Origin of the sequence: Actinopolymorpha alba DSM 45243, assembly GCF_000373925.1 — a bacterium.
In the GTDB taxonomy this organism is placed as follows: Bacteria; Actinomycetota; Actinomycetes; order Propionibacteriales; family Actinopolymorphaceae; genus Actinopolymorpha; species Actinopolymorpha alba.
The window spans coordinates 39,955-52,182 of record NZ_KB892754.1 but is presented as its reverse complement, the minus strand read 5'-3'; the positions used below and the strand labels follow the sequence as shown (position 1 = coordinate 52,182).

Here is a 12,228-nt window from a genome sequence, read left to right as displayed (position 1 = left end):
CAGACTTCCTCCGCTCCACCAATGGGACGGCACACCTCGACGGGATGACCTCGTCCAGGTTGGCCTCGTCCGCACTCTACTTTCGCTGACCTCCGGACCTCTCCTGGACGTCAGTCGCGAGTGCCCGCACCTTCTCTTCGTCGACGAGCACACCCAGCCCTGGTCCCTCGGGCAGCGCCAGCCGATCGGGCTCTCCCGTGATCGGCTGGCTGAGCAGGGTGTTCGCCGCCGCCAGAGTAGCGGGCGAGTATTCGAACACCGGGCAGTTCTCGGCCGCCGCCGCGACGTGCAGCCCGGCCGCCAGCGCCACCCCCAGGGCCGCCGAGTGGTGGGGAAGGATCGGGCGGTACGCCGCGCTGGCGAGGGTGGCGATCGCGTCTCCCTCGGTGATTCCGGTACGCCCGATGTCCGGCTGGACGAAGTCGAGCGCACCCGCGGCGAGCCATTCCGCCACCTCGTAGCGGTTCCGGAACGCCTCACCACCAGCGATGGGGAGATCCAGCGCGGCCGCGAGTTCCGCGTGACCACGGAGATTCTCCGGCGTCAGAGCGGATTCGAGGAACCACGCCTCCCTTGCCTGGAGGCCCCGGCCGAGCCGGATCGCCTCGGGTCCGTCGTACACCCCGTGCACGTCGACCGCGATCCGCGCGTCGGGTACGGCCGCCGCCACCGCGTCGTAGCTCGCGAGGTCGGCGCGGACACCGTTGCCCAGGTGAAGCTTGAAACGTCGAGCACCGCCGTCCCAGAGCGTGCGGGCGGACGCGGCGCGTTCGGCGTCGGTCGCGCCGCCCACGCTCGTGACGTACGTAGGGATCTCCCGCTGGTACGCCCCGCCCAGCAGGGTCGCGACCGGAAGCCCCACCGTCTGCCCGAGCAGGTCCCACACAGCGATGTCGACCGCCGCGAGGGCGTCGGCCTGGTGCCCGAGCAGATGCCCGCGTTCACGCATCAGCTCGCCAAGCCGGTGCCGCAACGGCCGGACGTCCGCCGCGTTGGCGCCGATCAGGGCCGGCGCGAGCAGGTCCACCACAATCGCCGCGGGTACGCGGGGCGCGACCGGTGCGAGCGCCTCGCCCCACCCGACCTGACCGTCCTCGCTGGTGAGGCGCACCAGCAACGTTTCCCGCCCGGCGGCGTAGATCGTCGGGCGGTTCGCCGCGACCACGTAGGCCGTGGCCTCCGTGAGGGGTGCGCCGGCCGCGGTCGACTGCAGCGCGAAGGTTTCGACGGAGCGGATGACGACTGGTTTCACTTCGTTTCCTCGTCTGGTGTGGGAGCCATCCCGGCCCGGTCAGGACTTGACCGCGCCGGCGATGCCTTCGACGAACGTGCGTTGCAGGCACAGGAACACCGTCACGATCGGCAGCAGGCTGATGCACGCCGCCGCGGCCAGGCCGGTCCAGTCGGCGGTGTACTGCCCGAAGAAGCTGTACATCCCCACGCCGAGCGTGCGCAGGTCCGGCCGGCCCAAGGTGAAGACCAACGGCACCATGAACGCGTTCCATGCCGAGATGAACGTGAACAACGTGACCGTTCCGATGATCGGCTTCGCCAGTGGCAACATCACCTGCCAGAAGATGCGGACGTAACCCGCACCGTCGATCCGCGCCGCGTCCTCCAACTCCTGCGGCAGGCTGGAGAAATAGCCCATGAACAACAGGATCTGTACGACGTGCGCCGGTCCGGCTGCCGCCAGCACCGCGCCGATGAGACCGTTGTTCAGGCCGAGTTCGTCGACCAGCTTGAAGACCGGGATGATCGTGTATCCGTGCGGGATGAACATCGTCGCGATCAGCACGCCGACCACGATCTTCTTCCCTGGCATCTGGCCACGCCCGAGGGCGTATCCCGCGGTCGCGGAGACGAACACCACCACCGTGACGACCGCAGCCGAGAAGACCACGGTGTTCAGGGTGTACTCACCGAAGTTCGCGACCTGCCAGGCACGGACGAAGTTGTCGAAGGTGGGTTCGGCCGGCCACACCGACAGACCGCCGAGCAACATCTCCCGCTGTGACTTGAACGCGCTCGACACGACCCACACGAACGGATAGATCCACATCAACGCGAACGGCACCAGGAACGCGTGCCACAGTTGAAGGCGATAACGCACCGGCTCACCCACTCGCCTTGAGGTAACGGCGTCGCAGCAGCGGTGCCTGGAGCAGGGTCAACAACAGCGTGCACATCCCGAAAACCACACCCGCCGCACACGCGAAGCCGTACCGCGGCGCCGCCATCTGGGGGTCGAACGCGTACCGGTAGATGTAGGTCGCCACCACGTCCGTCGCGTAGTTGGGTCCACCCTTGGTGGTCGCCTGGATGAGGTCGAACGGGTTCATGCTCGACTGGAAGGTCAGCAGCAGGATGACCGTCGCGATCGGCACCAGCATCGGCACGGTGATGTGCCTGAGCACCTGACGTGCCGTCGCACCGTCCACCTTCGCCGCTTCGTAGACGTCGGGTGGAATCGTCTGCAGGGCCGCCAACCAGTAGATCAAGGTGATCCCGAACCCCTTCCACAGGTCGATGACGAGCACGGTGGCCAATGCCGTCCGGTCAGAGCCGAGGAAGTTGACCGGCTCGGGCAACAGCCCAACCCCTGTCAGGATCTCGTTGACGAAGCCCCCCGCGGGGTCGAGCATCACCGCGAAGACGATGCCGACGACCGCGGTGGTCGTCACGACGGGCAGGAACAGGAACAGCCGGTAGAGATTGCGCCCCCGCAGGCGGGGGTTGTTCAGCAGGATCGCGAACAGCAGCGTCAACGGCATCTGGACACCGACCGCCACCAGGGAGAACAGAAAGGAGTTCTTGAACGCGTTCCAGAACGCCGGGCTGCCCAACACCTCGGAGAAGTTGGCCAGGCCCACCCAGGAGGTCGGTGGGCCGAGACCGTCCCAGTCGAAGAAGGCGTACCACCAGCTCGCCAGCATCGGCCAGGCCGTGAATCCTACGAACAGCACCACCATCGGGGTGAGGAACAGGTAGTGCCACCGGTGTTTCGCGATCCGCGCCGCCAACGTGTGTCGGGCAGTCACGCGGCCGGCTTCCAGTTCTGGAGCGGATCCCAGTCGGAATAGGTGAGATCCGCCCGCGACACCTTCAGCTCGGTGGCGCTGATCTTCGCGATGTCCTGCTCGAGGAACGCGTCGAGCTTGACGTCGAGTTCCTTCGCCATCGGTGCGAAGTCCCGGTTGCGGGTGATCGCGAGCAACGAGCTGTCCCCGTGTGCGAGATCCGGCTTCGCGCTCTTGTCGGCCATGAGCCGCTGTACGCCCGGCCCGCCGTCGGTCGAGGGTGACGGTGCCCGTCGGATGGAGGCGTCGAACGCGGCGATGATCCCCTTCTCTGGCCCGGACAGATCCCGAGCCTCCCGCCAGGTCCCCTCCATGGCGGTGAAGGTGCGGAACATGTCGAAGTACGCCTTCTGGAACTCCTCCGACACCAGGAAGTCCATCAGCTTCCACGCCTCGTCAGGGTGCTTGGTCTTGGCCGACATCGACCACAGCGGCGCGAACGCCGAGCCCTGGCCGTAGTAGCTGCCGCGCCCGCTCGCCGGGATCGGCACGGTGGCGACACCGAAGTCCAGCGAGGGATTGAGCTTCTTGATCTCGTTGACGTGCCAGCCGCCTCCGATGTAGAACGCGACCCTCTCCTTGGCGAACTCCGTGAACACCCGGGCGCCGTCCCAGCTCTCCCAACCAGGCTGGAAGATCTTGGCCGACTGCATCCGGCGGATCAGCTCCACCTGGTCGACCAGCGAGGAGTCGCTGAAGGCGACCTTCCCTGTCCGCAGGTCGATCCCGGAACCGATGGAGTACGGCCCGGCCTGCGCCTGCAGGGCGTTGACGTCGGACGGTCGCGCGCTCGACAGCGCCGCACCGAAGAACTTTCCCCCGCCCTTCGCGGTGATGGTCCGGGCGTACGCTTCGTACTCCTCCGACGTCTCCGGCGGGCGGGTGAACCCGCCCTTGGCGAGCAACCCCTTGTTGTAGACAAGGAAGCCGCCGCTCGACCACTGACCAGACACCAGCGGCAGCGACATGAGCTTGCCATTGCGGTGCAGCCCCGAGGTCCGTGGCAGCAGGGCGTCCTCGGGAAACCGCGCGGGGATGCCGCTGCTGGTGGCGTACTCGTCGAGCGCGGCGGTCCAGCCGCGGCTCGAGAACCGGTCCAGTGCATCGGGTCCCTGACAGCGGAACACGTCGGGCGGGTTGTTCTGCTGGAACATCAACTCCACCGCGTTGAGCTGCTGTTCGGTGGGGTTCTCCACGACGTTGACCGTGATGCCGGTCTTCTGGGTGAAGCGGTCGAACTGGCGGCGGTAGAACTCCGACGCACCGGACGGGTCCGGAACAATCGCGATTGTCAACCGAACCTTGCCACTGCTCTCCTTGCTGGCCGGCCGGGGGCTGCCGACGAGACTGCAGGACGAGACTGACGCCGCGGCACCGAGCGCGGCACCCGCGCCCAGGCCGCGAAGCAACGCTCGACGCGACAGCGGACGATCACTCACGATGTGCTTCCTTTCACGTAGATGAACTGCGCGGCACTGACGCGGTGGAAGGCGGTGTCGCGTACTTCGATCCGGACGCTGCCCTCCTGCCCCGCCTCGAACCGGTAGCGGCCGAGCGGGAACCAGCGGTTGGCGTTCTCCTGCTGGTTGACGATCACCTCGTCGACGCCCCCGGCATGGGTGATGACGTAAGCCGCTTTGGTGGTGGTGGCGAAGTTCGTCGGGTACCACACCGCGACGTCATACTCGCCGGTCTGCGGCAGGTCGGGCTTCCAGGTCGCCGTGCCACCGAGCACCTCGGGCGCGCTGTATCGCGACTGGATGCCGTTCCAGCCGGCAAGGCTGCTACCGAGCCACTCCCCCGTCTCGACATAGCTGGGCCAGAAGTCGACGTTGGAGACGATGACCCCCGCGTCTGCCACCTTGATGAGGACCGCCTTGGAGTTTGCGCCGGTCGCGGACACCTGGAACCGATACTGGTTGCCCGGCACCACCGAGCCCGACGTGGCGACGAACGTGTGCGCCCGCTCGGACCGGGCCGGGATCTCCAACGTCACGGTGGTTTGGGTGACGCTCCAACCGGCCGGTGCCGTCAACTTCAGCTCCGCGCTGACCGGGACCGGGCCACTGTTGAGAACCGTCGTGACGAGCTCCGCCTGGTCGCCCGGCTTCGCGATCGTGGTGGGCACGGTGAGGCTCGTGACCTTGCGCGGTTGGCGGACCAGGATCGTGGTCGAGTCGAGATCGGCCGTACCCCCGTTCCAGGTCACCGACGCGGAGAGCGAACGGTCACCGATGCTCGCGTCGGCGGGCACGGACACCGAGAACGCTACGTCCGCGACGCCGTGTGCGGGCACGGTCCTCGCTCCGCCGGCTGGCGTGACCGTCCACCCTGACGGCGGGTTGACCGTCACCGCCAGGCCGGTGAGGTCGGCATCCGTTCCGTTGCGCACGCGGGCCGTCAACGCCACCTTGTCACCTGGTGTCGTGGTGGGCGTACAGACGAGCTCGCCGCCAACCCCGTCCACGGCCCCGGTGACCGACGCCGGGAGTCGCAGAGTCACCTCGTCGGTGGTCAGGGAACCCGAGATGATCTGGTAGCTGAACGTTTCTGCCAGGCCGCCAACGCCGATCGTCCATTCGTACGGGAAAGGCTTGGGCGGCGCCTCCTGACGCGGTCCATCGCCAATGCGGTATCGCAGCGTCGACGGTTCCTCGGTGTCGATCGAGACGTACGCGTCATAACCCGAGCGGTCTGGTCGCACCAGAAGGATGCCGCTGGCCAGGCCGAAGTCACTGCTGGGGTTGGTGTCCTCGCTGTGGTAACTCGCGGGGCTCCGGTCTGTGCCGGGCGTACCAACGTGCCAGGGAACGTCGATCTCGACGTCACGGACGACGAAGGCCGCGATCCCCTTGGGCGGGACAGTCACCGTCGTGGCGGTGCCGGCTTGTCTCGCCGCCTTGCCGATCTTCCCGCCGCGGACGTACGCCACGCTGATCCCACTGCCCCGCTTGATGCCGGTGAGTGGGGAGGCGACGTCAACCGTCACCTTCTGGGCCGTGCCGCTCTCGTTGGTGAGACTGACGTACAGCGAGGAGTTTCCGACCCCGGCGCACCAGTTGACGGCCGGATTGTCGACCTTCACAAGACCTTTCGGGAAGTAGGGCCAGACGGCGTTCTCTCCGTAGAAGGTGCCCGGCGCGTGACCATACACGCTGAACTTGAAGTAGACATAGTTCAATTCGAACAGCCGTGGGAAGTCGATCGCCCCGCCAGAACGCGCGAACTGCTCGCTGAGCAGATAGTCGATCGCAAGTCCGAGTTGCGCTGGCGCGTGATGGAAGTAGATTCCGGCGATGCCGGGCGGTCCCTGCATCGGGAAGTCGGGCTTCATCTGGTCGACGTGGAACTGCCGGCTGTAGTAGCCGGGATAGTTGGTGAATCGCCCCACCACCATGTTGTGCGCGATGTCGGCGATCAACTGGTCGCCGGTGTAGTGCGCGAGCCGGAGCAGGAACGGCACCCAGCATGGGTTGAAGACGAAACCGCCGCCGGGGTTCTGCGTCGCGCTGGTGCCGATCTTGAACGTCGTCAGCTGTTCGAAGGTCAGACCGCTGGTCGAGACGTACCACGCCGGAGCGGTCTGCGGAGTCACCTCCTCGCGAGGATAGTCCGGCAGCGCACCCGCACCCGCACCCGTCGGCCAGTCGAACTGCTGGAAGCCCACCGGCGGAATTGGCGCCGTCACGTTGCCCTTCGGTACCGGGCGGACCTCCGTCTGCGTGACGAACCGCTTGGCTTCCTTGTGCGCTCCCTCCAGGAACCGCCGGTCGCCGGTGAGTTCGTACAACACCAGGAGTTCGGTCCAGCCCTTCGCGTAGGCGTACCCGAAACTGCTCTCGGCGACGTTCGTCGTGTACGGCGTGTCGATGAGGTCGTGGATGTATCGCAGAGCCGTCGTCGTCGCCTCGGCGAGATAGGCCGGGTCGCGGGTCAGCAGATATCCCGCGAGCGGCACGCTGACCGGCGTCCGGTGATCGCCCTGCTTGTCCGCGAGCAGGACGTCCATCGCCAGCTTGTGAATTCCGGCGTTCTGGCCTCTGGTCTGGAGATAGAGCGGACCGAGGGTCGCCGCGTCACCCGGCACCTTGCCGACGCGATACTGCGTCGTGTCACCGTAGACGGCCTTCCCCTTGATCGGCGTGTAGCCGATGCCCTTGCGGGACAGCTGGTATTCGATGAGATGTCGCGCCCGCGCCTGGTAGAGATCGTGTTCGAGGGCTGGCGGCGAGGTCAGGTTGTACGCCGAGAGCAGGACACCGGAGATCGGCGTACGCACGCACTGGTCGTTCTCGACGTCGATGAAGCCCTTGGCGCGGTTCCACCAGCCCGAGAAGGAGGGTACGAAAGTCGTGGAGTCGTCGCTTTCCGGCTCGATCGACAGCAGGTCGACGATGTTGTGGATGGTGTCGGTGAGGGACGTGTCGTAGACGTTCTCGCGGTAGGCCTGGTAGCCGTACTCCTTACGGCACAGGTCGGTGTAGGCCTCGTAGAGACTGCCGGGCAGCGCGCACAGTCCGAATGCGTAGCCACGTTTCTGACCAGCTCGCATCGCCGCACGCGGACCGTACTGCGGTGCGTACACCGTGGGTGTCACGTCCGCACTGTCGTTGCGCAGGCTCATACCAAACGGCTGCTGGTCGGAGCCGAGCGCGCGTTCGTGTTCGAAAGCGATGACCTCGGAGGGCACGTACACACCAGTCGTCACTCGCGTGCTCGACAGCTTCCGCTCGGTCAGCGCCATCGGCGCGAACAGCTCCCACGCCGACAATGCCGCGGGCGAGCCAATCACCTTCGCGTGCTGCAGAGCGCCGCATAGGACCTCGTCAACGTCCGCGTCGCGGACGGCGTCGAACGCCTGATAGCCGACGAGGTAGTTCGACGACTCCTTCGCGGCCAGCGTCCATTGCAGTTCGGGGTTGTCGCCGTCAAGCGTCCAGCGGACGACCAGATCGAACGCCTCGTCGCCAGCGCGAAGCTCGACCGTCCGCTCGCCTACCTGCGACAACGAGTCGAACGCCACCCAGTGTTGCGTCATTGTTCCGTAGTAATAGAACAAACCACCCCGGAAGTCGCCGGTAAGGACGACCCACTGCTCGTCGAAACGGTGCTCGGGATCGGTGACCGCGACCCAGCTGCCGCTTGACGTCTTCACCTCGAGATCCCTGACGTAGGTGCGGCCACCGTCCCAAGTGGCCTCGTAGAACGTCACCCGGTGCCGCCTGCCGGTGAGACGCGCCACCTGCTCGATCCGGAGATTCGGCTTCGCGATGCGCCGCAAGGCATCAGCGAGCGGGGGGTTGACCTCAGTGGACCCGCTCGCTGGTCGCGGCCCTTCGGCCCGCGCGGGCGACGCCAACGCACCCTGGATCGGAGGAAGGATCGCCGCCGACAGGAGCAGGCCGATCGCGGTGCGCCGGCGTAGCGACGTCTGATTGCCTATCCATAATGTCGACTTGTCATCCATGTTCCGGATCGAACATCACTGCTCGGCGGGGGTCAAGAGGTGGATTGCCAGAACGCTCTCGCGGTCCGCTTCCGGTCAGCCCCGGGCCGTACTTCATCCGCGATCTTGGCGGAGGTGTCTCGGCAAAGAAGCCGAGACACCTCCGCCAGGTCGGCTCCAGGCGAAGCAGTGGAGACTTTTCCGTGGCCCCAACACGGAAAGGTCTCCACTGTCTGCAAGCGGTGAGTGCGACGTCACGTACAACCCAGACCTCCGGCGGAGCCGGGTTGTCCCATACGCAGCCGAGCGAGGGTCGCTGACCTACGCGCTCAGCGCCTTGTGTGCGGCCTCAGCGTCCTCCACGCCGAACGCGACCGAGGCGGTGGTTCCGCCCAGAGTGGTCGGGGCCAGAAAATCGACGTTGATATCAGCATCGGCGAGCCGCCGGCAGGCATCTGCGAGGGTGCCCGGCCTGTCCTCGAGCGGAACGTTGACCGTCTCGCACTCGCGGAACTCCATGCCGGTCGCCTCAAGCGCCATCCGGGTGCCCGCCTCGTCCTCCGTCAGGACGCCGACTGCCCCGCGGTCGCCGAACGACACGCTGGACGCGGTCTTCATGTTGATTCCCCTGGCCGCGACCGCTTCCACGACCTTGGCGATCTCTCCTGGCCGGTTCGCGCAGGTGACTACGAAGGACTTCATCTCTGCCTCCTCCCCGTGCGCCTCATCGGCGTCCGGTTTGCCCCCGAGAGTCAAACGGCAGTACCTGCTACTTCCACACTGGTACGGCGCTACGCCCATCGCAAGAGGTGAGGGTGGGCCCAGGCGGGCGAAGCCCGTGTGGGGGCGGAACCACACAGGCGTGCGGCGTGGCGGCAGATCCGCGTCGTTCGCCGGCCGTACCAGGCGTAGCTCGCCTTGGGCTGGCTGGAAAAGAGGGCGTCGAAGTCTGAGATCACCTCGGCGTGGTGAAGAGTGGGTCGGAGACTCCAGTGGCAGGAAGGAGCAGGAAGGAGCAGGCCATGTGGAGCAAGCGAGCACGCGTATTGGGAATGGCCGCATCTGCCACGACGATCATGGCACTGACGGTCGGCGGCGTGACGGCCGCCACCAATCCCTCTGGGACTGCCGGGACCGCGCAACAAGTCCCTCAGATAGCACAATCAACCCGTATGCATCAGTTTGGGCATGGCGGCGAGGAAATGCACGGCATGGCTGGCCGGGTACTGCACGGTGAGTTCGTCGTACCGAAACCCGGCGGCGGCTACCTGTCCGTGCTCTTCCAGCGCGGAACCGCTCAGGCAGTGAGCCCCAGCCAGGTCACGCTGAAAAGCCAGGACGGCTTCAGCAAGGCCTACGTGATCAACAACAGCACCCTGGTCAACGCCGGGCCGACAGGCATCAGCTCGGTCAAGAAGGGTGCCAAGCTGAGCGTGGTGGCGACGGTGAGCGGCCACACTGCGACGGCCGTCCACATCACAGACGTTTCGTTGGTGAAGTCGCTCCTGAAGAAGTACGAGCAAGAGCACTGACAGCTCTGGGGTAGACCGGAGCCGCTGGTTTCCTCGCTCCCGAGCGGTGGAGTTCTGAGTCGCGGCGGAGTCGAGGATGAGTTCGGACGGCATGGTGCGCCGGGCTCGCCAGCAGGTGTAGGAGGTACGCGCACCTCCCGCCCTCTCCCGGGATTCGTGTGCGCCCAGAAGGCGAGGGCCGGCGTCAGCGGGAAAACCGCTACCGAATCCGCACTATTCCCAGCAGCGCCTCCGACTTGCGGGTGGGTTCTCTGAACACGAACCCGTCCCGCTTCTTGTCTGCCCTGCCTTCGTATTGATGCACTACGACCTTGAGTTTTGTGGCGTCATAGATGATGAGAATATCTATCCGGGTCGGCCTGCCATGAATGGCGATCGCGCTGTGATAGAAGCCCCAACTGATGTCTTGGAACAACCGCATAAGCGGCGTTACCTTACGCCAGAAGGCGAACAACTCGATCTGTTTGTTCTGAATATTTTCGTACCGATCACCTTTGCGGGTGGGATCGTAGCGGTCAGTCCCGTCGCGCTTGATGATGTCGACAAGGTCGTCAACGGTCTTGCCCGGATGGTCCTGCGCACCAATGCCGCGCACCACCACCATGCGACCCAGGAGGTGCCGCCGAATCTCGGCATCCACGACCTTGCCTACTGCCACATGGTCGGGTTCGGCACCAACGTGATATTGCGGCAGGTCGACAGTGAAGACAGGAATGTTCATCACTCGAGAACCTTACTGAGACCGTGATCTTGAGAGCCGGGCCATCGCGGGTGCCGGCTATGTCAGACTGATAGACTTCGTCCGCGTTCGCAATCCATAAAACGCCGGGCCCCTCAGGAGGCGCCTGCTGTGCTCGCCTATATCGCGCCACTGTGGATCGTCGGCGTGGTCTGCCTGGCCGCCTCCGTGGTCGGGACGTCCCTGAAATTGGGCGGCGCGGAGATACCCGCCCTCCCCTCACCAGCGACTCGGCTCGCCATCGCCCTCATCGGCGTCCTTGCCATCGTGCTGGGATTGGCGTTGTTCCTTCAGGGCTCGTCAAGCTCAGGATCGTCGGGCAACCCCAGGGCCAGCTCAGACGACCCGCCCGGCGGCCACTCCCCAGGTCCCCCGGCCACCACGGACCCACCGGCCTCGACCCCACCCAGCCCGTCTCCGTCCACGACCTCCCCACCCACGCCCCCACCGTCGCCGTCCTCCAGCCAACCCACGCCGGACCCAGACCCGCCCGACCCGGTTCCGCCCGTACCCACCCTGACCCCCGTCGTGCGGTGGCGCGGCACACTCGCCCTGGACGGGGAGCGCATGGTGACTGGATGGTTCCTCGATCCTGTCCCGCCGAGCCGGGCGCCACTCGGCGACCTCGGCCTCAGTTGCGATCTCACGTGCTATCCCAACGAGCTCGTCGGCAACGCGATCGTCGGGTGGAACGCCGGCAGCACTCCAAAGAAGCAGCAGTGCGCCGATCTCCTGAACTCTCAACTGGGGGAACGCAGACTGGACGTACAAGTGGGCTCCGTGGCCTGTTTCGGGACCACGGACGGTCGCGTCGGCTACTTCAGGGTCTCCAGCATGCCAGGTCGCCAACAGATGAAGCTCGAGGTGACCGTCTGGCAACGCCAGTGACTGGCACCGCCATTTCGCTGAAAGACGGTGCGGGGGGTTGACGATGACTTTCGCGGACGTCATGGAACGCGTGGCGCAGGGCTTCGAGGCGGTAGGCGTCGCCGTCCTGGTCGTAGGACTGGTGTGGTCGGCCGTCCTCGCCGCCCGGGTATGGCGCTCCGACGGCGGACGCCGCGGCTACCGCGCGCTGCGGGAGACCTTCGGTGGGGTACTGCTGTTGGGCCTGGAGATCTTTGTGGCCGCCGACCTGATCCGTACCGTCGCCGTCACGCCGACTCTGGAAAGTGTGGCCGTCCTCGGATTGATCGTCCTGATCAGAACCTTCCTCAGCTTCTCTCTCCAGATCGAGATCGACGGGGTGCCCCCATGGCGGCGGGCCCTGACCAGCGGAGCCACCGCCGTGGCGCAGGCGGCCCGGGCCAACCAGCCCGGCTCAGGCGGCCGACCAGACCCCAGTTCTCCGTGATCACGAGGTGCTCGCCGAGGGAGGCTCTATCGACGCCACCGGTGTAACGCGTAGCGCGGTCGGGCGAAGCGGCCACC

General features: G+C 66.1%; 10 protein-coding genes. 3 read left to right on the top strand and 7 right to left on the bottom strand.

Going from position 1 to position 12,228, the window contains the following annotated elements; translation table 11 throughout:
* Window positions 1-76 precede the first annotated feature (76 nt).
* The 6 genes from B141_RS0116630 to B141_RS0116600 form a co-directional block, all read right to left on the bottom strand.
* The gene (locus tag B141_RS0116630) at window positions 77-1,252 is read right to left on the bottom strand and encodes a mandelate racemase/muconate lactonizing enzyme family protein (protein WP_020576304.1); all 1,176 of its coding nucleotides are present in this window, start codon (window positions 1,250-1,252) and stop codon (window positions 77-79) included.
* A 39-nt stretch (window positions 1,253-1,291) separates the two neighbouring features.
* Complete coding sequence (locus B141_RS0116625) at window positions 1,292-2,113, bottom strand: carbohydrate ABC transporter permease (protein ID WP_237742715.1); 822 nt, start codon at window positions 2,111-2,113, stop codon at window positions 1,292-1,294.
* 4 nt (window positions 2,114-2,117) lie between these two features.
* On the bottom strand, window positions 2,118-3,041 hold the full coding sequence (locus B141_RS0116620) for a carbohydrate ABC transporter permease (protein ID WP_020576302.1): 924 nt from the start codon (window positions 3,039-3,041) through the stop codon (window positions 2,118-2,120).
* Complete coding sequence (locus B141_RS41065; protein ID WP_020576301.1) at window positions 3,038-4,519, bottom strand: ABC transporter substrate-binding protein; 1,482 nt, start codon at window positions 4,517-4,519, stop codon at window positions 3,038-3,040. The genes B141_RS0116620 and B141_RS41065 overlap by 4 nt, the downstream gene beginning before the upstream one ends.
* On the bottom strand, window positions 4,516-8,547 hold the full coding sequence (locus B141_RS0116605; protein ID WP_020576300.1) for a golvesin C-terminal-like domain-containing protein: 4,032 nt from the start codon (window positions 8,545-8,547) through the stop codon (window positions 4,516-4,518). Before B141_RS0116605 ends, B141_RS41065 begins: the two co-directional genes overlap by 4 nt.
* A 300-nt stretch (window positions 8,548-8,847) precedes the next feature.
* Window positions 8,848-9,228 (bottom strand): hypothetical protein, encoded by a 381-nt coding sequence (locus tag B141_RS0116600; RefSeq protein WP_020576299.1) that lies wholly within the window; start codon window positions 9,226-9,228, stop codon window positions 8,848-8,850.
* 320 nt (window positions 9,229-9,548) lie between these two features.
* Between B141_RS0116600 and B141_RS49340 the strand changes: the two genes are divergently transcribed.
* On the top strand, window positions 9,549-10,058 hold the full coding sequence (locus tag B141_RS49340; protein ID WP_157181056.1) for a hypothetical protein: 510 nt from the start codon (window positions 9,549-9,551) through the stop codon (window positions 10,056-10,058).
* Window positions 10,059-10,257: 199 nt separating this feature from the next.
* On the opposite strand, the gene B141_RS0116590 is transcribed toward B141_RS49340, so the two are convergent.
* Window positions 10,258-10,779, bottom strand: coding sequence for a hypothetical protein (locus B141_RS0116590; protein WP_157181055.1), 522 nt, complete (start codon window positions 10,777-10,779; stop codon window positions 10,258-10,260).
* Window positions 10,780-10,908: 129 nt separating this feature from the next.
* On the opposite strand from B141_RS0116590, the gene B141_RS49335 reads away from it, so the two are divergent.
* Together B141_RS49335 and B141_RS0116570 are read left to right on the top strand one after the other, a co-directional pair.
* Window positions 10,909-11,685, top strand: coding sequence for a hypothetical protein (locus B141_RS49335; protein ID WP_157181054.1), 777 nt, complete (start codon window positions 10,909-10,911; stop codon window positions 11,683-11,685).
* A gap of 43 nt (window positions 11,686-11,728) precedes the next feature.
* On the top strand, window positions 11,729-12,151 hold the full coding sequence (locus B141_RS0116570; protein WP_020576293.1) for a DUF1622 domain-containing protein: 423 nt from the start codon (window positions 11,729-11,731) through the stop codon (window positions 12,149-12,151).
* The last annotated feature ends 77 nt before the right edge of the window (window positions 12,152-12,228 follow it).

Excerpts from the sequence above, each read along its gene's own strand:
- B141_RS0116605 (WP_020576300.1), bottom strand. The coding sequence starts at position 8,547 with ATGGATGACAAGTCGACATTATGGATAGGCAATCAGACGTCGCTACGC.
- B141_RS0116600 (WP_020576299.1), bottom strand. The coding sequence starts at position 9,228 with ATGAAGTCCTTCGTAGTCACCTGCGCGAACCGGCCAGGAGAGATCGCC.
- B141_RS49340 (WP_157181056.1), top strand. The coding sequence starts at position 9,549 with ATGTGGAGCAAGCGAGCACGCGTATTGGGAATGGCCGCATCTGCCACG.
- B141_RS0116590 (WP_157181055.1), bottom strand. The coding sequence starts at position 10,779 with ATGAACATTCCTGTCTTCACTGTCGACCTGCCGCAATATCACGTTGGT.
- B141_RS0116570 (WP_020576293.1), top strand. The coding sequence starts at position 11,729 with ATGACTTTCGCGGACGTCATGGAACGCGTGGCGCAGGGCTTCGAGGCG.